At 63.6% G+C, this 19,662-nt stretch carries 19 protein-coding genes; 9 read left to right on the top strand and 10 right to left on the bottom strand.

Going from position 1 to position 19,662, the window contains the following annotated elements; translation table 11 throughout:
- The first annotated feature begins 75 nt into the window (after positions 1 to 75).
- The 6 genes from HU218_RS08375 (at position 76) to HU218_RS08350 (ending at position 5,196) form a co-directional block, all read left to right on the top strand.
- Positions 76 to 1,005: a branched-chain amino acid ABC transporter permease gene (locus HU218_RS08375; RefSeq protein WP_174874480.1), complete on the top strand. Its 930-nt coding sequence runs from the start codon at positions 76 to 78 to the stop codon at positions 1,003 to 1,005.
- A gap of 21 nt (positions 1,006 to 1,026) precedes the next feature.
- Positions 1,027 to 2,085, top strand: a complete 1,059-nt coding sequence (locus tag HU218_RS08370; RefSeq protein ID WP_174874479.1) for an ABC transporter permease subunit — start codon at positions 1,027 to 1,029, stop codon at positions 2,083 to 2,085.
- A 3-nt stretch (positions 2,086 to 2,088) separates the two neighbouring features.
- Entirely contained in the window at positions 2,089 to 2,859 is a 771-nt protein-coding gene (locus HU218_RS08365) for an ABC transporter ATP-binding protein (RefSeq protein ID WP_174874478.1), read from the top strand.
- Entirely contained in the window at positions 2,856 to 3,566 is a 711-nt protein-coding gene (locus tag HU218_RS08360; RefSeq protein ID WP_174874477.1) for an ABC transporter ATP-binding protein, read from the top strand. Before HU218_RS08365 ends, HU218_RS08360 begins: the two co-directional genes overlap by 4 nt.
- Before the next feature lie 98 nt (positions 3,567 to 3,664).
- The gene (locus HU218_RS08355; RefSeq protein ID WP_174874476.1) at positions 3,665 to 4,438 is read left to right on the top strand and encodes a YdcF family protein; all 774 of its coding nucleotides are present in this window, start codon (positions 3,665 to 3,667) and stop codon (positions 4,436 to 4,438) included.
- A gap of 5 nt (positions 4,439 to 4,443) precedes the next feature.
- The gene (locus tag HU218_RS08350; RefSeq protein WP_174874475.1) at positions 4,444 to 5,196 is read left to right on the top strand and encodes a competence/damage-inducible protein A; all 753 of its coding nucleotides are present in this window, start codon (positions 4,444 to 4,446) and stop codon (positions 5,194 to 5,196) included.
- 151 nt (positions 5,197 to 5,347) lie between these two features.
- Here HU218_RS08350 and HU218_RS08345 read toward each other — a convergent pair whose 3' ends face one another.
- The 7 genes from HU218_RS08345 to HU218_RS08315 all read right to left on the bottom strand — a co-directional run bounded on the left by HU218_RS08345 (position 5,348) and on the right by HU218_RS08315 (position 13,848).
- Complete coding sequence (locus tag HU218_RS08345; protein WP_174874474.1) at positions 5,348 to 7,066, bottom strand: DEAD/DEAH box helicase; 1,719 nt, start codon at positions 7,064 to 7,066, stop codon at positions 5,348 to 5,350.
- Between the two features lie 258 nt (positions 7,067 to 7,324).
- Positions 7,325 to 8,209: a 3-hydroxyisobutyrate dehydrogenase gene (gene mmsB / locus HU218_RS08340; RefSeq protein WP_174874473.1), complete on the bottom strand. Its 885-nt coding sequence runs from the start codon at positions 8,207 to 8,209 to the stop codon at positions 7,325 to 7,327.
- A gap of 94 nt (positions 8,210 to 8,303) precedes the next feature.
- Complete coding sequence (locus HU218_RS08335) at positions 8,304 to 9,473, bottom strand: enoyl-CoA hydratase/isomerase family protein (RefSeq protein ID WP_246210861.1); 1,170 nt, start codon at positions 9,471 to 9,473, stop codon at positions 8,304 to 8,306.
- Positions 9,458 to 10,237 carry an enoyl-CoA hydratase gene (locus HU218_RS08330; protein WP_174874472.1) on the bottom strand — a complete coding sequence of 260 codons (780 nt, stop codon included), beginning with the start codon at positions 10,235 to 10,237 and terminating at the stop codon, positions 9,458 to 9,460. Before HU218_RS08330 ends, HU218_RS08335 begins: the two co-directional genes overlap by 16 nt.
- A gap of 22 nt (positions 10,238 to 10,259) precedes the next feature.
- Positions 10,260 to 11,420: an acyl-CoA dehydrogenase family protein gene (locus HU218_RS08325; RefSeq protein ID WP_174874471.1), complete on the bottom strand. Its 1,161-nt coding sequence runs from the start codon at positions 11,418 to 11,420 to the stop codon at positions 10,260 to 10,262.
- 19 nt (positions 11,421 to 11,439) lie between these two features.
- Positions 11,440 to 12,939, bottom strand: a complete 1,500-nt coding sequence (locus HU218_RS08320; RefSeq protein WP_174874470.1) for a CoA-acylating methylmalonate-semialdehyde dehydrogenase — start codon at positions 12,937 to 12,939, stop codon at positions 11,440 to 11,442.
- Positions 12,940 to 12,999: 60 nt separating this feature from the next.
- Positions 13,000 to 13,848, bottom strand: a complete 849-nt coding sequence (locus HU218_RS08315; RefSeq protein ID WP_174874469.1) for a 3-hydroxybutyryl-CoA dehydrogenase — start codon at positions 13,846 to 13,848, stop codon at positions 13,000 to 13,002.
- A gap of 212 nt (positions 13,849 to 14,060) precedes the next feature.
- Here HU218_RS08315 and HU218_RS08310 point away from each other — a divergent pair, with 212 nt between their 5' ends.
- From HU218_RS08310 to HU218_RS08300, 3 genes are all read left to right on the top strand, one after another.
- Positions 14,061 to 14,456: a MerR family transcriptional regulator gene (locus tag HU218_RS08310; protein WP_174874468.1), complete on the top strand. Its 396-nt coding sequence runs from the start codon at positions 14,061 to 14,063 to the stop codon at positions 14,454 to 14,456.
- Between the two features lie 98 nt (positions 14,457 to 14,554).
- Complete coding sequence (locus HU218_RS08305) at positions 14,555 to 15,739, top strand: acetyl-CoA C-acyltransferase (protein WP_174874467.1); 1,185 nt, start codon at positions 14,555 to 14,557, stop codon at positions 15,737 to 15,739.
- Between the two features lie 10 nt (positions 15,740 to 15,749).
- Entirely contained in the window at positions 15,750 to 16,901 is a 1,152-nt protein-coding gene (locus tag HU218_RS08300) for an acyl-CoA dehydrogenase family protein (protein WP_174874466.1), read from the top strand.
- Positions 16,902 to 16,980: 79 nt separating this feature from the next.
- On the opposite strand, the gene HU218_RS08295 is transcribed toward HU218_RS08300, so the two are convergent.
- From HU218_RS08295 to dsbD, 3 genes are read right to left on the bottom strand one after another with little or no spacing between them, the layout of a single operon-like run.
- Complete coding sequence (locus tag HU218_RS08295; protein WP_174874465.1) at positions 16,981 to 17,220, bottom strand: DUF7683 domain-containing protein; 240 nt, start codon at positions 17,218 to 17,220, stop codon at positions 16,981 to 16,983.
- Positions 17,221 to 17,244: 24 nt separating this feature from the next.
- On the bottom strand, positions 17,245 to 17,823 hold the full coding sequence (locus HU218_RS08290) for an HD domain-containing protein (RefSeq protein ID WP_174874464.1): 579 nt from the start codon (positions 17,821 to 17,823) through the stop codon (positions 17,245 to 17,247).
- A gap of 36 nt (positions 17,824 to 17,859) precedes the next feature.
- Entirely contained in the window at positions 17,860 to 19,605 is a 1,746-nt protein-coding gene (dsbD, locus tag HU218_RS08285) for a protein-disulfide reductase DsbD (RefSeq protein ID WP_174874463.1), read from the bottom strand.
- Between the last annotated feature and the right edge of the window lie 57 nt (positions 19,606 to 19,662).

The raw sequence follows: 19,662 nt of genomic DNA, 5'->3' as shown, positions 1-19,662 counted from the left end.
TAAAGCATGCAAGGCGGTAATAGAGGGATAAACCCTAAAAAACCGTCGGGACGTTCATCCAAAGGAGATCCCACCGTGGACATTTTTGTACAACAGATCCTGAATGGTCTGGTGCTGGGCAGCATTTATGCCCTGATCGCACTCGGCTATACCATGGTGTACGGGATCATGGGCCTCATCAACTTCGCTCACGGCGAAGTGGTGATGTTTGGCGCCATGGTTACCATCACCGTCATCTCTGCCATGACCAATGCCGGCATCCACCTTCCGGGTGGTGCAATGGTGTTGATCGCCCTGATGGTGGCCATTCCAGCGTGCATGCTGTTGGGCTTTACCATCGAGCGCGTGGCCTACCGCCCGCTGCGCAATGCGCCCAAGCTGGCACCGCTGATTACCGCGATCGGTCTGTCCATCGTGCTGCAGCAGGTTGCCATCCTGATCTGGGGCCGTAACTACATTCCGTTCCCGCCGATTCTGAACCACGACACCATCGACATCTTCGGTGCCACTATCACCCAGCTGCAGGTGCTGATCGTGATCCTGTGCCTGGTGCTGATGGCCGGTCTGTTGCTGGTGGTCGAAAAGACCAAACTGGGTCGCGCCATGCGCGCCACCAGCCAGAACCCGGGCGTTGCCGGTCTGATGGGGGTGAACGTCAATACCATCGTTTCCGCCACTTTCGTGATGGGCTCCGGTCTGGGTGCCGTTGCCGGCGTGATGGTTGCAACCAACTATGACCAGGCTCACTACTACATGGGCTTCATGATCGGCCTGAAGGCGTTTACTGCTGCGGTGCTGGGCGGTATCGGCAATCTGGGTGGCGCGGTAGCCGGCGGTATCCTGCTGGGTATCATCGAAAGTCTGGGTGCCGGTTACATCGGTGACCTGACGGGTGGTTTCCTGGGTTCCAACTACCAGGACATCTTCGCCTTTGCCGTGCTGATCGTGGTGCTGATCTTCCGCCCGTCCGGTCTGCTGGGCGAAAAGATTGCCGATCGCGCATAAGTCCAGGTAGGAGCACAACTAATGACAAGCAACAAGAAACTCGGCACCTTCCTGGCTTCGGCCATCGTGCTGGCAGTGCTGCCCTTCGTGGTCAGCGGCACGCTGGGTAACGCCTGGGTGCGTACCATCGACTTTGCGCTGCTGTATGTAATGCTGGCGCTGGGTCTGAACATCGTGGTGGGCTTTGCCGGCCTGCTCGATCTGGGTTTTATCGCCTTCTATGCCGTCGGTGCCTACACCTTCGCGCTGCTGGGCTCGCCGCACTTCGGTATTCACCTGCCGTTCTACATCACCATTCCGCTGGGTGCCGGCTTTGCCGCCCTGTTCGGGATTCTGCTGGGGACGCCGGTACTGAAGCTGAAGGGTGATTACCTGGCCATCGTGACGCTGGGCTTCGGTGAAATCGTGCGTATCTTCATGAACAACCTGAACGCACCGATCAACATCACCAACGGCCCGCAGGGTATCAACCTGGTGGATCCGATCCAGTTTGCCGGCTTCTCGCTGGGCAAGGTTACCCAGATCGGTTCCTTTACCCTGAACCCGGTGCACCTGTATTACTACATGTTCCTGGCACTGACCGTGCTGGTCGTGATCATGGTGTCCCGCCTGCAGCACTCCCGTATCGGTCGTGCCTGGGTGGCAATGCGCGAAGACTACATCGCCGCTTCCGCCATGGGTCTGAACATCCGCAACATCAAGCTGCTGGCTTTTGCACTGGGCGCACTGTCCGGTGGTGTGGCAGGCGGTCTGTTCGCGGCCTTCCAGGGCTTTATCTCTCCTGAGTCCTTCAGTCTGCTGGAATCGATCATGATTCTGGCCATGGTGGTGCTGGGCGGCATGGGGCATATCCCGGGCGTGATTCTGGGGGCGGTGGTACTGACCATTGCGCCGGAAATCCTGCGCGACGTGATTGGCCCGCTGCAGATGCACACCTTTGGCCGCATGATTGTCGATCCGGAAAACGCTCGTATGCTGCTGTTCGGTCTGGCCATGGTTGTCATGATGCTGACCCGCCCAGAAGGCATGTGGCCGTCCAAGCGACGCCAGGCCGAGTTTGACGATGCCAAGAAAGGTTAAGCCATGGCTGAAGTTCTGCTGAAAATCGAAGGCATCCACAAACGCTTTGGCGGTCTGCATGCCCTCAACAATGTTGCCCTGCATATCAACAAGGGCGAGATTTACGGTCTGATCGGCCCGAACGGTGCCGGTAAAACCACGCTGTTCAACGTGCTGACCGGCCTGTACACCCCGGATGAAGGCCAGTTCACTTTCGACGGTATCGACCTGTTCCGTGCGCCTCCGCATATCGTGGTGTCCGGCGGTATTGCCCGTACCTTCCAGAACATCCGTCTGTTCCACGAAATGACGGCACTGGAAAACGTGATGGTTGGCCGCCACATCCGCTCCAAGGCCAATGCCCTGGGCGCGGTGCTGCGTACCAAGTCTGTGCGTCAGGAAGAAGCCGCGATCGAGGCCAAAGCCTGGGAGCTGCTGCGTTATGTGGGGATCGAGGATGTGGCGTACGAACGTGCCCGCAACCTGTCCTACGGTCACCAGCGTCGTCTGGAAATCGCCCGTGCGCTGGCCACTGAGCCGAAGCTGCTGGCACTGGACGAACCGGCTGCCGGTATGAACCCGAGCGAGACCGAGGGTCTGAAGGCGCTGATGGAGAAGATCCGCAACGACGGCGTCACCGTGCTGCTGATCGAACATGACGTGAAGTTGATGATGGGCCTGTGCGACCGCATTGCCGTGCTCGACTACGGCAAGAAAATCGCGGAAGGCGTGCCGGAAGTGGTGCGCAAGGATCCTAAAGTCATCGAAGCCTACCTGGGAGCGGCACACTCATGAGTCTCTTGGAAGTTAAAAACCTGCAAGTGGCCTACGGCGGCATCCAGGCCGTACGCGGTATCGATTTCCACATCAACAAGGGCGAGCTGGTGACCCTGATCGGTGCCAACGGCGCCGGCAAGACCACCACGCTGAAAACCCTGGTGGGCATGGTGCGCAAATCCGGCGGCAGCATCCACTTTGATGGCAAGGAAACCGACAACATCGCACCGCACAACTTTGTGCGTAATGGTCTGGTGATGGTGCCGGAAGGTCGCGGTATCTTCGGCAAGCTGACGGTAGAAGAAAACCTGCAAATGGGTGGCTTTCACCGTAACGACAAGGCTGGCATCCAGCGCGATATCGAGCGTGGCTACGAGCTGTTTCCGCGCCTGAAAGAGCGCCAGAAGCAGCTGGCCGGTACGCTGTCCGGTGGCGAGCAGCAGATGGTGGCGATGGCACGTGCCATCATCTCCCAGCCGAAGCTGCTGTTGCTGGATGAGCCGTCGATGGGTCTGGCACCGCTGATCGTGGAAAAGATCTTCGAGATCATCCAGATGGTTGCCAAGGAAGGCGTGACCATGCTGCTGGTGGAGCAGAACGCCAAGCTGGCGCTGGAGGTGTCGCAGCGCGGTTACGTGATGGAAAGCGGTCGCATCACCATGAGCGGTCCGGCGCAGGAACTGCTGGCCGACGAGCGGGTGCGTAACGCCTACCTCGGCGAGTAAGCTTTTACGCTGCCAGATCAACGCCCCCGGAATCCGGGGGCGTTTTTTATGGTGATGACTGAAGCTATGTGCCGGGTCGTGATGTCGAGAGGGGTCTGATGATGGCGGGTGTCAACCTGCAGGTGCTGCTGCACCAGTTGCTGGGGGCGTTGTTGTTGCCGCCGTTTACCTATCTGCTGCCGATTGTGGCTGGCCTGTGTCTGCTGCGAAGTCGGCCGCGTCTGGCGCGCGCATTGTTATGGGGTAGTGCGCTGCTGGCATGGCTGCTGTCGTTGCCGGTAACCGCCATGCAGCTCAATGGCTGGCTGGAGCGTTATCCGCCGGCTGATCTGGCGCAGGTGCAACAAACGCAGGCAATTGTGGTGTTGAGTGGTGGCAAAAAGCCGGCGCCAGAATATGCGGCCAACGTGCTGAGTGCGGATAGTGCCGGACGCGTGCGCTATGCCGCCTGGCTGGTGCGGCGTAGCGGCCTGCCGTTGCTGTTGAGTGGTGGTGCTCCACTGGGCGGCGAGCCCGAGGCGCGGGTGATGGCGCGCACCCTCCAAGAGGACTATGCCTTGCCGCCGCGCTGGGTGGAGGATCAGTCCAATACCACGTTACAGAATGCACAATTGAGTGCACGCCTGCTGCGGCAGGCCGGGATCACGCGCGTAACGCTGGTGACCCAGGCGTGGCATATGCGACGTGCGCTGCCGTTCTTCCGGCAGCAGGGCCTGCAGGTGTTGCCGGCGCCTACCGGATTTACCCGCTACGATGGTGACGGGGTGCTGAACTGGATTCCGCAGGGGCGGGCGCTACAGGAAAACCACCAGGCGCTGCGCGAACTGCTGGGGACGTTGTACTATGCCGTGGGTTCTTTAATGGCAGGATGAACGGAATGAAAACAGGTGCGCTGATCATCGGGGACGAGCTGCTTTCTGGTAAACGCCAGGACAAGCACATGCAGGCGCTGATTCGCATGTTGGCCGCGCGCGGCATGAAGCTGTCGTGGGTGGAATATCTGGGGGACGATCCGCAGCGTATCGAAGCTGCGCTGGCGCGGGCATTTGCCAGTGGCGATCTGGTGTTCAGCTTTGGTGGCATCGGTGCCACGCCGGACGATCATACCCGCGGCTGTGCCGCGCGCGCGCTGGGCGAGTTGCTGGCGGTGCATCCGCAAGCGAGAGAGCTGATCGAAGAGCGCTTTGGTACCGACGCCTATCCGCATCGCATCAATATGGGGGCCTTTCCGTCCAGTGCGCAGATCATTCCGAACCCGGTAAACCAGATTCCCGGCTTTTCCTGCCGCAATGTTCATTTTGTGCCCGGCTTCCCCAGCATGGCCTGGCCCATGGTGGAGTGGGTGCTGGATACGCATTACCGGCAGTTGTTCAGCGCCGAGCCGGAGGTGGAGTTGGGGTGCATTGCGCTGGAGGCGCGCGAGGGCGATCTGATCAGCCTGATGCAGGAGTTTGTGGACCGCTATCCGGCACTGCGTCTGTCCAGCTTGCCCAGCTTCGGCACCGAGGCGATTCCGCAGATGCACATCGAGTTCGGGTTTACCGGTCAATCGGCGCTGGCCGCGATTGCACTGTCAGAATGGCGGCGGGCGCTGCAGGCCAAGGGCTATGTCGTGCAGGACAAGGCCTAGCGCATGCTGCCGATGTCGTGAGGCTACCGCGGCGGCTTGCTGAATGAACAGGAAGACGGGCTGGCTGGTGGTGAGGCCGTAAAAAAACCGGTCATCGTGGCGATGACCGGTTTTTGCATGCGGCCAACGTTGGCCGCATCGCGGGTGTGGCTTAAGGCTTGCGCTTGGGGGCGTTGAACAGCGCCGCTTGCTGGCGCGGCTTGCCGCCCTGGCCCTGACCCTGGCGCGCACCGCCGTGACCGCGCGGCGCCTGCTGGTGCAGCGGGTTGCCGTTGTACTGGCGTTGCGGCTTGCCCGGGATCAGACCTTGGCTCAGTTCATGCATGGTCAGGCTGGGTTGACGCGGGCCATTGTCGTAGAACACGTTGCCGTTCGGCTCGGCCATGCCCGGTGCTACCTTGCGCTTGTCCTGGCGGCGCGGCTGGCCGCTGTTCTGGCCCTGGCCTTGTCCCTGGCGATCATTGCGCGCCGCGGGCTGCTGGCGTTGCGCGCCATCACCTTGTTTCGGCGGGCGCTTGCCTTGCGGCTGGCGCGGTTTGTCGCGGTTGCTTTCGGCGGCTGCCGGTTTGTCGCCGGCCGGCTTGGCGCGGGACGCTTGCGGCTGTCTGCGTTGCTGGCCGCCACGACCACGGCTGTCGCCCTTGGCGCCTTTCGGTGCGGTGGTCGGGGTCAGTGCGCCGTGGATATAACGGCCAAGGCCGATTTCGATGGCTTGCGGCTCGGCATGCGGGTCGGCCTCGAAACCTGGCACGCTAAAGCGGTCGATGGATTGCTTGGTCAGCTTCTCGATGTCGCGCAGGAAACCCAGCTCGTCGACGCATACCAGCGAGATCGCTTCGCCCTGGCAGCCGGCACGGCCGGTACGACCGATACGGTGTACGTAGTCTTCCGGTACGTTGGGCAGTTCGAAGTTCACTACGTGCGGCAGTTCTTCGATGTCCAGGCCGCGGGCGGCGATGTCGGTGGCAACCAGTACCGGCAGGCTGCCGTCCTTGAAGCCGGCCAGTGCCTTGGTGCGTGCGCCCTGGCTCTTGTTGCCGTGGATGGCCATGCTGGCGATGCCGGCTTTTTCCAGCTTTTCCGCCAGGCGGTTGGCGCCGTGCTTGGTGCGGGTGAAGACCAGTACCTGATGCCAGTCACCGGCCTTGATCATCTCGATCAGCAGCTCGGTCTTGCGATCGCGGTCGACCAGATGCACTTTCTGGGTGATCTGGGCGTTGGTCTGGTTCGGGCGGGCCACTTCCACCAGCTTGGGCTGGTTCAGCAGCTTGTCGGCCAGTTTCTTGATCTCGTCGGAGAAGGTGGCGGAGAACAGCAGGTTCTGACGCTGTGCCGGCAGCAGGGCCAGTACTTTCTTGATGTCATGGATGAAGCCCATGTCCAGCATGCGGTCGGCTTCGTCCAGTACCAGGATTTCGACGCCGGACAGGTCGACAGTTTTCTGGCCGGCGTGATCCAGCAGGCGACCCGGGGTGGCAACCAGAATATCCACCGGCTTTTTCAGCGCGGAGATCTGCGGGTTGATGCCGACGCCACCGAACATCACCATCGATTTCAGCGGCAGGTACTTGCCGTACTCGCGGACCGATTCTTCCACCTGGGCGGCCAGTTCGCGGGTCGGGGGCAACACCAGGGCGCGCGGGCGACCCTTCTGTTTGGAGGGCTGGTCCATCAGGCGGTTCAGCAGCGGCAGGGTGAAGCCGGCGGTTTTGCCGGTGCCGGTTTGGGCGGCTGCCAACAGGTCGCCGCCTTGCAGTACCTGCGGAATGGCCTGTGCCTGGATAGGGGTAGGCTGGGTGTAACCGGTATCGGCTACGGCACGCAGGATGGGCTCAGCAAGGCCCAGTGCGGCAAAATTCGATTCTGACATGTATTAGTTTGCAATCAGATGCCTGCCCATTGCGTAACACAATACCAATCCGGGTAGACATTATTCTGTTTGTCGAGATGGGCCGGGCAGAAAGCCAGGGCCTAAGAAGGAGGTCGCGCTGATTGGCAAAGGCGCGAAGTCGCAAGTGTACTCCGATTGCGCGGCGCCTGCTGCGAAAACTTGCGGTTTGTCGCGCTTTTGTTGCGCGGTGAGGGCGCGGGTGGCCGGCAAGTTGCCGGCCTCCCGTCGCTAGCCGGCCTAACGGCGGAATTGCTGCACGATGCTGGAGAAATCCAGTTTGCCGTTGCCGGCGGCCACGTGCTGCTCGAACAGGCTGCGTGCCAGCGCGCCTAGCGGGTTGGCCGCATGGCTGTGCAGCGCCATTTCTTCGGCCAGACCCAGGTCTTTCAGCATCAGTTCGGCCATGAAGCCGCCCTGGTAGCCGTGGCTGGCTGGCACATTGTCCATCACGCCCGGCCACGGGTTGTACAGCTCCAGAGCCCAGTTGCGGCCGGAGCTGCTGACCATGATCTCGGACAGCACCGCCGGATCCAGCCCGTTTTTCACGCCCAGCGCCAGCGCCTCGGCGGTGCCGGCCATCAGGATGCCCAGCAGCATGTTGTTGCAGGCCTTGGCGATCTGGCCGGCACCGGCATCGCCGGCATGGAAGATGCGTTTGCCCATTGCCGACAGCAGCGGACGGGCGGCATCGACGTTGGCCGCATCGCCGCCCACCATGAAGGTGAGGCTGCCGGCAGCTGCGCCGGCGGTGCCGCCGGAGACCGGGGCGTCGATAAAGCACAGCCCGCTGTGCTCGGCCACGCGGCCAACCTCGCGGGCGGTTTGCGCGTCGATGGTGCTGCAGTCGATCACCAGCGTGCCTTGTGGCAGGGTGGCGAACAGGCCTTCCTCGCCCAGATACAGCGCAGCCACATGCTTACCGGCCGGCAGCATGGAGATGATGGTGTCGGCGCCGGCGACGGCTTCCGCCACCGAGCGCGCCGCACTGCCGCCATGGGCGGCAAAGTGGCCCAGCGCTTCTGCCGCCAGATCAAAGCCGCGCACGGCGTAGCCGGCTTTTACCAGGTTGATGGCCATCGGGCCGCCCATATTGCCCAGACCAATGAATGCGATGTGTTGCATGATGCGGCTCCTTGCGGTGCAGGTTCCTGCCTGAAGTCGGCTGCCCGTTACGCCGGGCTGCGACGGCGGGTGCACGGAACGGGTGGACGGGTACTTACAGCGTAGCCAATGGATGGTCTTGTGGCCGCCACGGCGGGGCAAAATGTTGCGCCACATAGCCGGCATCGACATCGGCCAGCAGCGGGCGCGCCCAGCGCGGCTGTCTATCCTTGTCCACCAGTAGCGCGCGTACGCCTTCGCGGAAGTCCGGCGCGGCGCAGAAATTCACCGACAGCACCAGTTCCAGGCGGAAAGCCTCGGCCAGCGACAGATGCTTGGCGCGCTGGAAGATTTCCCAGGTCACGGCGGCGCTGGTGGGGCAGCCGGCGCGATAGCTCTGCGCCGCCGCCGCCAGCCACGGGTCGTCGAATGTCTGCCGGCGCAGCGCGGCATCGAAGGCGGTCAGCGAGCCTTGATTCAGCAGCGCATGGATGGCCGGCAGGTTGCGTGCCACATTGCTGTCGGCCACGCTGTCGCCATTGCCGGCTTCCAGCTCGCCCAGCAAAGCGGTCAGCAGTGCGTGGTTGGCCGCGGCGTCGGCTTGCCAGTCTGCTTGCTGCAGTTGCGTCAGCAGTGTCGGCCAGCCGTCTTGCGGCAGGATGTGATCGGCCAGATTCACCAGCAGGGCATCGCGCGCGTTCAGTGCTGCACCGGTCAGGCCGAGGAACAGCCCGCATTTGGCCGGCATGCGCTGCAGGAACCAGCTGGCACCGACATCCGGATACAGCCCGATGGCGATTTCCGGCATCGCGATGCGGGTGCTGGCGGTGGCCACGCGATGGCTGGCGCCGGCCATCAGCCCCAGCCCGCCGCCCATCACGATGCCGTTGCCCCACACCAGCAGCGGTTTGCGCCAGGTGTGGATGCGGTAGTCCAGCGCGTATTCGCGGGCGAAGAAGTCGCTGGCAAAGGCATCCGGATACTGATCGTTGGCCACAATCGCTTCGCGCATGGCGCGCACATCGCCGCCGGCGCAGAACGCCTTGTCGCCGCTGCCGCGCAGCAGTACTGCCACGATGCCGTCGTCGCGGTCCCAGATCGACAGCCGCGCATCCAGCAGCTTGATCATCTCCAGATTCAGCGCATTCAGCGATTTTTCCGCATTCAGCAGCACCACGCCGATGCGTTGGCCGCCGGCAGTGGTGATTTCGTCAAACAGTACCGCATCGTTCATGGTGTCCCCTTGGGTGTCGGCTTCCGGCGGTCTGCTCAGGCGTTTTTCCATTGCGCTGTGCGTTTTTCCAGAAATGCCTGCACGCCTTCGCGTTGGTCCTGAGTATCGAACAGCTTGATGAACAATTCACGCTCGTGGATCAGGTTGGCCGCCGGCGGCGCATGGCGCGCGCGCTGCACCAGCGTCTTGCAGGCGGTGACCGAGCAGGGCGACTGGCGGCCAACCTTTTCCGCCAGCGCCAGCGCCGCGTCACGGGCGCCACCGCGCGCCACCACTTCTTCCACCAGCCCGATGCGCAGCGCGGTCGCAGCATCCACCCGTTCGCCGCACAGGATCATGCGCTTGGCCCAGCCTTCGCCCACCAGCCACGGCAGGTTTTGCGTGCCGCCGGCGCAGGGCAGCAGCCCGACGGTGGCTTCCGGCAGCGCCATCTGCGCCTGCTCCTCGGCGATGCGGATGTCGCAGGCCAGCGCGCATTCCAGCCCGCCGCCCATGGCGTAGCCGTTGATGGCGGCGATGCTGACGCCACGGAACGCCGCCAGCGCCTCGAATGCCTCGCCGAACAGGATGGTCATGCTGGCGGCGACGCCCTTGTCGCCGTCGGCGAACAGCTTGAGGTCGGCGCCGGCGGAGAAGAACTTCTCGCCGTCACCGGTGATCACCAGCGCGTAGATGTCGCGGTCGGCGTTGAGGTCGGCCACCAGCCGCTTCAGTGCCTGCAGGCTGTCGTAAGTCCAGGTATTGGCCGGCGGGTTGGCGATGGTGACGAGGGCGGTATGGCCGATTTTCTCGACCTGCAGATTGCTGTAGCTCATGTCGGGGTTCCTGTGTCCGGTTTCAGCGCAGCGTGTCCAGCGCGCCGTCCTGCAGCAGGCGGCGGGCGATGATCACGCGCATGATTTCGTTGGTGCCTTCCAGAATCTGGTGCACGCGGTTGTCGCGCAGGTAGCGCTCCAGCGGGTATTCCTTGATGTAGCCGTAGCCGCCGAACAGCTGCAGCGCCTCGTTGGCCACTTTGAAGCCGGTGTCGGTAGCAAAGCGTTTGGCCATCGCGCAGTAGCTGCTGGCATCCGGACTGGCGGTGTCCAGCTTCCATGCGGCCAATCTGACCAGCTGGCGGGCGGCAATCAGCTCGGTGGCCATGTCGGCCAGGCGGAACTGCACGCTCTGGAACTCGGCCAGCGGCTGGCCAAACTGCTGGCGCTGCTGCACATGGCGGGTGGCGGCTTCCAGCGCGGCTTGCGCGGTGCCGACCGAGCAGGTGGCGATATTGATGCGACCGCCATCCAGCCCCTTCATCGCCAGCGCAAAGCCCTGGCCTTCCTCGCCCAAGAGGTTGGCCGCAGGCACGCTCACATTGTCGAAGGTGATGGTGCGGGTGGGCTGGCTGTTCCAGCCCATCTTTTTCTCTTTTTTGCCGTAGTGGATGCCGGGGGTGTCGGCTGGCACCAGTAGGGCGGAAATGCCCTTGGGCCCCAGCCCGCCGGTGCGCGCCATCACCACCAGTACATTGCTGCTGCCGGCGCCGGAGATGAAGGCCTTGCTGCCGTTCAGCACGTAGCTGTCGCCCTGGCGCTCGGCGCGGGTGCGCAGACTGGCGGCGTCAGAACCGGCGCCCGGCTCGGTCAGGCAGTAGCTGCCCAGCAGCTCGCCGCTGGCCAGCCGCGGCGCCCAGGCCGCGGCAACTTCCGGCCGGGCGAAGCTGCCCACCATCCAGCTCACCATATTGTGGATGGTGAGGTAGGCGGTGGTGGAGGTGCAGCCGGCGGCCAGTTCCTCGAACACGATGGCGGCATCCTGACGACCCAGACCCAGGCCGCCGTACTGCTCCGGCGTATACAGCCCGCAGAAGCCCATTTCGCCGGCGCGGCGCAGGGTGTCGAGCGGGAAAATCTCTGCTTCGTCCCAGTGCGCGGCGTGCGGCGCCAGCTCGTGGCTGGCAAACGCGCGCGCGCTGTCACGGAAGGCGAGCTGGTCGTCGCTGAGGGCAAAATCCATGCGATGTCCTTTTCCGGGGTTAGCGCAGCGCGATGGTGGTGTGCACCTTGCCGCTGCTGGCATCGTCATCAAACCAGCGGCTGGTGACGGTCTTGGTCTGGGTGTAGAACAGCACCACCTGCTTGCCGTAGGGGCCGAGGTCGCCCAGCTTGCTGCCGCGCGAGCCGGTAAAGCTGAACAGCGGCACCGGCACCGGAATCGGTACGTTGATGCCCACCTGGCCGACGTCGATCTCTTCCTGGAACTTGCGTGCCGCGGCGCCGCTCTGGGTAAAGATGGCGGTGCCGTTGCCATTGGGGTTGGCGTTGATGAGGGCAATGGCGTCATCCAGCGTGTCGGCGGCCAACAGGCATAGCACCGGGCCGAAGACTTCCTGCTGGTAGATGGCCATGCCCGGTTTGACGCCGCTGAAGATGGTCGGGCCGATAAAGTTGCCGTGCTCGTAGCCGTCCACATGCACATGGCGGCCATCCAGCTCCAGCTTGGCGCCCTCGGCGGCACCCTTGGCGATCAGTCCGGCCACCCGCTCGCGCGCCGCGCAGCTAATAAGCGGGCCCAGGTCCGGGTTGTCGTGGCCGGCACCAATTGTCAGCGATCTGGCCTTGGCAACCAGCTCCGGAATCCACTGCTGCGCCTCGCCCACCAGCACGGCGACGCTCAGCGCCATGCAGCGCTGGCCGGCTGCGCCAAAGGCGGCGCCGGTGAGCTGGTTGAGTGCCTGTTCCTTGTTGGCATCCGGCAACACGATGGCGTGGTTCTTGGCGCCCATCATGCACTGCACGCGCTTGCCGTTTTGGCTGGCGCGGTGGTAGACGTGGGTGCCGACATGGGTGGAGCCGACAAAGGAGATGGCCTTGATGTCCGGATGGTCGCAGATGGCGTTGACCACCTCGGCGCCGCCATGCACCACGTTGAGCACCCCGGGCGGAATGCCGGCTTGCAGCGCCAGTTCCACCAGCCGCATGGTCACCATCGGGTCTTGCTCCGACGGTTTCAGCACAAAGGTATTGCCGGTGGCGATGGCCATCGGGAACATCCACAGCGGAATCATGGCCGGGAAATTGAACGGCGTGATGCCGGCGCACACCCCCAGCGGCTGCATCACGGTATAGGTATCCACACCGCCGGCCACGTTCTCGGCGTATTCGCCCAGCTGCAAGGTGCCGATGTTGGCCGCATGCTCTACCACCTCCAGACCGCGGAACACATCGCCTTCGGCATCGGCCAGCGTCTTGCCCTGTTCGGCGGTCAGGATCGCAGCTAACTCCTTCATGTGCTCGCGGATCAGCTGCTGCAGCTTCAGGAAAATGCGGGCGCGGGTGCCGATCGGTGTTTTCTTCCAGCTGGCAAAGGCGGTTCTGGCCGCGCTCACCGCCGCATTCACTTCTTCGGCGGTGGCCATCGGCACGCGCGCCAGCACCTGTTGGGTGGCGGGGTTGATTACCTCGCGCCATTGCTCGGTGCGGGATTCGACAAACTCGCCATTGATCAGCAGTTTGACGGTGGGAAGTCGGGACATGGTGTTGCTCCTTCCGTGTGGTGCCGCCCGCCGCGCGGGCGGCTGGCGTGGCTGTGTGGCTCAGTACTGGTAAAAGCCCTTGCCGCTCTTGCGCCCCAGCTGGCCGGCGGCGACCAGTTGCACCAGCAGCGGGCAGGCGCGGTACTTGGAATCGCGGAATTCGCGGTACAGGATGTCCATGATCGACAGGCAGGTATCCAGGCCGATCAGGTCGGCCAGCGCCAGCGGGCCGATCGGATGGTTCATGCCCAGTTTCATCACCGTGTCGATGTCTTCGGCGCTGGCCAGGTTCTCGTACAGCACGAAGGCGGCTTCGTTGATCATCGGCATCAGCACGCGGTTGGAGACAAAGCCCGGGCCGTCTTTCACCGTGACCGGGGTCTTGCCCAGCTGCAGGCTGAGTTCGTGGATGGTGCGGTGGGTGGCGTCACTGGTCTGCAGTGCGCGGATGATTTCCACCAGCTGCATCACCGGTACCGGGTTCATGAAGTGCATGCCGATCACCCGTTCCGGCTGCGGCACCCAGGCGGCAATGGTGGTTAGCGAGATCGACGAGGTATTGCTGGCCAGGATGCAATCCGGGCTGACCACGCTGGCCAGTTCACGGAAGATTTTTTCCTTGATGGATGCGTTCTCGGTGGCGGCTTCCACCACCAGCTGGCAATCCGCCAGTTCGGCCAGCAGGGTGCTACCGCGAATGCGTGACAGCGTGGCGACGGCCTCGTTATCGTTGAACAGCCCTTTTTTTACCAGCCGGCTCAGGCTGTTGCTGATGCTGGCCAGACCGCGATCCAGCGCTTGCTGGCCGATGTCGGCCATGATGACGTTGAACCCTGCCTGGGCGAAAACCTGGGCAATGCCGTTGCCCATGGTGCCGGCGCCGACAACGCCGATGGTATGCATGGTCATGCTGTTTCCTCCTGCTGCGATGCTGGCAAAATTAATTCTAGTTTACGTAAACGTCAACTATAATGAAAAAACTTGAGAGAGTTGCCGTGGTGGTGGCGCGCAGTCTGGTGCTGCCGTGCGGGATATGCCGGATGCCGTAAGCGGCGTCACGTATTACAATTGTGTGTTTGCAGCATTGGCGGCTGCATTTTGAACCGTATCCAGGAGTTGTCGTGACCGTAGCAGCTGATCGCACCTTCAGCATTTCCGAACTGGCGCAGGAATTTGACATCACCACCCGCGCCATCCGCTTTTACGAAGCGGAAGGCTTGCTGTTTCCCGCGCGAGAAGGACAGCGTCGCATCTATACCAAGCGCGACCGCGTGCGGCTGATGCTCACCCTGCGCGGCAAGCGCATCGGCCTGTCGCTGCAGGAAATCCGCGAGCTGTTCGAGCTGTACGATGCGGCCAACACCGACGAGCCGCAGCTGAAGAAATTCATCGACATCCTGACCCGCCGCGAGCAGCAGCTGGTGCAGCAGATGCAGGACTTGCAGCTGGTGCTGAAGGAAATCGGCCAGGTACGTGGCCAGTGCGAAGAGTGGCTGCACAAGCGCAGCAAGAAATAATCGGGCAATTGGTCTTTGTGCGACAGCCGCCGCGGGGCGGCTTGTTTTTAATTATTGATTTACGTTAACGTAAACGTACATTCACACCGGAGGCGGGTATGCAACAGGATGCAATCGTAATCGTGGGTATGGCGCGCACCCCTATGGGGGGCTTTCAGGGCAGCCTCGCGGCGCAGGCTGCCAGCGATCTGGGCGCGGTCGCTATCCGTGCCGCGGTGGCGCGTGCCGGTCTGGCACCGGAGGCGGTGGAAGAAGTGATCATGGGCTGCGTACTGCCGGCCGGGCAGGGCCAGGCGCCGGCGCGACAGGCCGCGATCAAGGGCGGGCTGCCGCTGTCTGCCGGTGCCACCACCATCAACAAGATGTGCGGCTCCGGCATGAAGGCGCTGATGTTTGCCCACGACATGCTGCTGGCCGGCAATAACCGGGTAATGGTGGCCGGCGGCATGGAGAGCATGAGCAATGCGCCGTATGTGATTCCCAAGGCCCGTGGCGGACTGCGGCTGGGGCATGGCGAGATCAAGGATCATATGTTCCTGGACGGGCTGGAAGATGCCTACGACAAGGGCAAGCTGATGGGCGTGTTCGCCGAAGCCTGTGCCGACAAGTACGGCTTCAGCCGCAGCGCGCAGGACGAATACGCGATTGCCTCGCTGACCCGCGCGCAGCAGGCGATCAGCAGCGGCGCGTTCCAGGGCGAGATCGCCGCGGTCACCGTGGTTGGCCGCAAGGGCGAAGAGGTCATCGATACCGACGAGCAGCCGCTGAAGGCCAATCCGGACAAGATTCCCACGCTGAAGCCGGCCTTCCGCAAGGACGGCACGGTGACGCCGGCCAATGCCAGCTCCATTTCCGACGGTGCCGCCGCGCTGGTGCTGATGCGCGAGAGCGATGCCGTCGCGCAGGGGCTGCAGCCGCTGGCGCGCATTGTGGCGCACAGCACCCACGCCCACGAGCCGGAGTGGTTCTCCACCGCGCCGGTGGGGGCAATGCAGAAACTGCTGGCCAAGACCGGCTGGAGCGTAGCCGATGTCGACCTGTTCGAAATCAACGAGGCGTTCGCGGTGGTGACCATGGCGGCGATGCACGATCTGGCGCTGCCGCACGACAAGGTCAACGTCAATGGCGGCGCCTGCGCGCTGGGCCACCCGATCGGCGCTTCCGGCGCGCGCATCGTGGTGACGCTGATCGCGGCGTTGCAGGCGCGTGGCCTCAAGCGTGGCGTGGCCAGCCTGTGCATCGGCGGTGGCGAAGCCACCGCGCTGGCAGTGGAACTGGTGTAAGGAGCGCGACATGCTGCTGACGGCTGAACAGCAACAGGTGGTGGATGCGGTACGCGACTACGTGCAGGGCGAGATCGCGCCGCATGCCGCCGAATGGGACAAGACACACAGCTTTCCGCGGCAGGCACTGATGGGCCTGGGCGAACTGGGCTGCTTCGGGATGGCGGTGGCGCCGCAGTGGGATGGCGCCGGTCTCGACTACGTGACCTTGGCCGCAGTGATCGAGGAGATCGCCGCCGGCGACGGTGCGCTGTCCACCATCATCTCGGTGATCAACTCGGTGGGCTGCGGCCCGATCGAGCGCTTCGGCACCGACTGGCAGAAGGAAACCTTCCTGCGGCCGATCGCCCGTGGCGAGTGGATTTCAGCGTTCTGCCTCACCGAACCGGACGCCGGCTCCGACGCCGCCGCACTGCGCAGCCGTGCTGTGCGCGACGGTGACGACTACGTGATCAACGGCGTGAAGCAGTTCATCACCAACGGCAAGCATGCCGATGTGGCCATCGTGTTCGCGGTAACCGATCCGGCGGCGGGCAAGAAGGGCATCAGCGCTTTTCTGGTGCCAACTGCCAGCGCCGGCTACAGCGTGGCCAAGGTGGAAGACAAGCTGGGGCAGCATGCCTCCGACACCTGTCAGGTGGTATTCGACAATGTGCGCGTGCCGGCCAGCCACCTGCTGGGTAGAGAGGGCGAGGGCTACAAGATCGCGCTGGCCAATCTGGAATCCGGCCGCATCGGTATCGCCGCGCAGTGCCTGGGCATGGCGCGTGCCGCATTGCAGTTCGCCACCCGCTACGCTACCGAGCGCCACACTTTCGGCCAGGCCATCATCCGCCATCAGGCAGTGGGATTCCGTCTGGCCGAGGCGGCGGCGAAGCTGGAGGCGGCGCGGCAGCTGGTGTGGCACGCCGCGGCGCTGAAGGATGCCGGCAAGCCGTGCCTGAAGGAGTCCAGCATGGCCAAGCTGGTGGCGTCGGAAATGGCCGAGACGGTGTGCTCGGCCGCCATCCAGACCCTGGGCGGCTACGGCTACCTGGCCGATTACCCGCTGGAGCGCATCTACCGCGACGTGCGCGTGGCGCAGATCTACGAAGGTACCTCGGACGTGCAGAAGCTGGTGATCGCCCGTGCGCTGGAAGACGAAGTGGCGCAAGCGCTGTAAGCGGCAGGCCTGCGGCCAACGTTGGCCGCAGACAGAAGTGACAAGGGCCGGTGCATTGCACCGGCCCTTGTTGTTTCGATCAGCGCGAGGTCTGTACCGTACCCGCCTCGACAAAATAAGCGAAATGCGCAAAGTCCCAGGCGGGTGGCGTGTTCAGATACTGCTCGACAAAAGCAGTGTCCTGCCGGGTGATGGGGTAGCAGTCGTACATGGGGTTGTCGGATGCCACGCCAAACCATTGCTGAAAAGCTGGGAGGTCAAAGCGAGCAAATTCAATATCCCTGACAAATTCATCGCTGCTGTTGTCGTAGATGCTCATGAAGCGCGCGATTCGAGCCATGGCTCAGGCACCAAACCAGCCCTGCTGTCGCGCGTGCTCCAGGCGGGCTTCCAGATAAGTCCACAGCGCCGGGCAGCCCTCGCTGATCGGCGGGCCGATGCGTTTAATCACCCGCTCGTGGCTGATGCCGTTCTCGCGCCAGCTCTGGCCGTTGTTGGCCAGGTTCAGCAGCACCGGCATGGCGCGGTCGGCGGCGTGGGCGAAGCGCGCCTCCGCGGTGTCGCCGTCCTCGAACTCCTGCCACAGCGCCAGAAAGCGCGCGCCCTGTCCATCCGGCAGCAGGCCGAAGATGCGTGTCACCGCCGCCAGCTCCGCCGCCTTGCGCTCTTCCCAGCCTTCTTCGGCATAGACGATGGTGTCTCCGGTTTCGATCTCGCCGATATCGTGCACCAGCAGCATGCCGATCACGCGGTGAATGTCTACCGGTTGTGGCGCATAAGGCTGCAGCGAGGCCGCCAGCATGGCAATCTGCCAGCTGTGCTCGGCGGAATTTTCCTGCCGGTCCAGCCCCAGTGGCCGGGTCTTGCGGGTCACGCCCTTGAGCCGGTCCAGCTCGAGGATGAAATCTACGATGGCTTGCATGGTTATCCTTTTGAGCCGGTCATGGCTCATGTCGATTTATTGCCCAAGGTTGGCCGCATCCAGGCTGCGCACGAATTCTGCCGGGTCCTGATAGCCGATGACCTGCTGTGTCTGGCGGCCGCTGCTGTCGTACAGCATGATGCCCGGCGGGCCGTACAGGCCGAAGCGTTTGAGCATCGCCTGTTGCGCCGGGCTGTTGGCGGTGACGTCGGCCTGCAGCAGTAGCATCTTGTCCATGCGCTGGCGTACAGCCGGGTCGCGGAAGGTGGTTTCTTCCATTTCGATGCAGCTGACGCACCAGTCGGCATAGAAATCCAGCAGCACCGCTTGGCCGGCAGCCTGCGCCCGCGCCAGTGCGGCATCCAGCTGCTGGTTGTCTTGCACTCGGGTGAATACAGCCTTGGGCAACTGTTGGCCGTGCCAGACGCCGGCCCACGGCAGGCGCGGAGAAGGTGCGCCGGTGGCGGCACCGACCCATTGCAGCAGGCCTGCCAGTGCAAACAGCAGCGCCAGAGTCTTGCCCAGCCGTGCGGCCAACCTTGCGCCGACTGGCAGGCGGCGGGTCAGCCCCAGCTTCCAGGCAATGCCCAATGCCAGCGCGCCCCACAACAGCATGGTCAGCGGCGTTGGCAGGAATGGACCGGCCATCCAGATCGCCACACCCAGCATCACGAAACCGAAGGCGAATTTGACCGCATTCATCCATTGCCCGGCGCGTGGCAATACATGGCCGCCAAAGGTGCCGACCACCAGCAGTGGCAAGCCCAGGCCCAGCGCCATGCTGTACAGCGCCGCGCCGCCCAGTGCCGCATCACCGGTCTGGCCGATGTAACCCAGTGCGATGGCCAGCGGCGGGGCGATGCACGGCCCCACCAGCAGCGCCGATAGCGCACCCATGGCGAACACGGTGGCTAGATGTCCGCCGGACAGGCGGTTGGAGGTGCTGGCCAGCCGCGATTGCAGCGCGGCCGGCAGCTGGATGCTGATAACGTCGAACATGCCCAGTGCGAACAGCACCATCAGCGCCGCGGCAGACAGGACCACCGCCGGCTGCTGCAGCCAGACGGTGAGCAGGCTGCCGGTCAGGCCGGCCACGATGCCGACCGCGGTATAGGTCAGTGCCAGACCCTGCACGTAGGCTAGCGACAGCGCGAGTGCACGGCGTTTGCTCAGATGGTGGCCGTGGCCGGCGATCAGCGACGACACAATCGGTAGCAGCGGGTACATGCAGGCGGTAAAGGCCATGGCCAGGCCGGCGGCAAAGAAGGCGGCCAGGGTGGCGGCCAGCTTGCCGCGTGCCAGCGTCGGAGCGGCGCTCTGGCTGGGCATACTGTCCAGCCACGGATTGCTGGCCATGCCGTCGCCTACCTTCAGGGTACGGGTCAGTGGCGGGTAGCACAGGCCGGCGTCGGCGCAGCCCTGTACCACGGTTTTCAGCGTGAAATCCGCTGGCAGGGTGCCATGAATGGGCAGGGTCAGGGTGATGCCGCGGTGGTATACCTGCTGGCGGCCGAAGTAGGGGTCGTTCTTGGTCTCGCCCGCCGGTAGTTTGGCAATGTCGATACTACCGGCTGGCTGCGGTGTCAGCTGGATGCGCTCGCGGTACAGGTAGTAGCCGCGGGCAACATCCAGATGCAGTAACAGTGATTGGCCCTGTTGTTCCAGCCGGGCGGCGAAAGCGCGTTCCGGTGGCAGCAGCTCATCCTGGTTGAGTGCCCAGGCGGTGCCGGTACAAAGCAGGATCAACAGCAAGAGGCGGTGCAGCAAGCGGACGAGGGACATGGTGTATCGCAGCAATGACTATCGGACAAAGACCGCCGGTCGGCGGATAGGTTCAGG

This window comes from Vogesella oryzae, assembly GCF_902829295.1.
Lineage (GTDB): Bacteria > Pseudomonadota > Gammaproteobacteria > Burkholderiales > Chromobacteriaceae > Vogesella > Vogesella oryzae.
The sequence above is the reverse complement of the archived record's forward strand: the minus strand, read 5'-3'. Positions and strand labels throughout refer to the sequence as shown.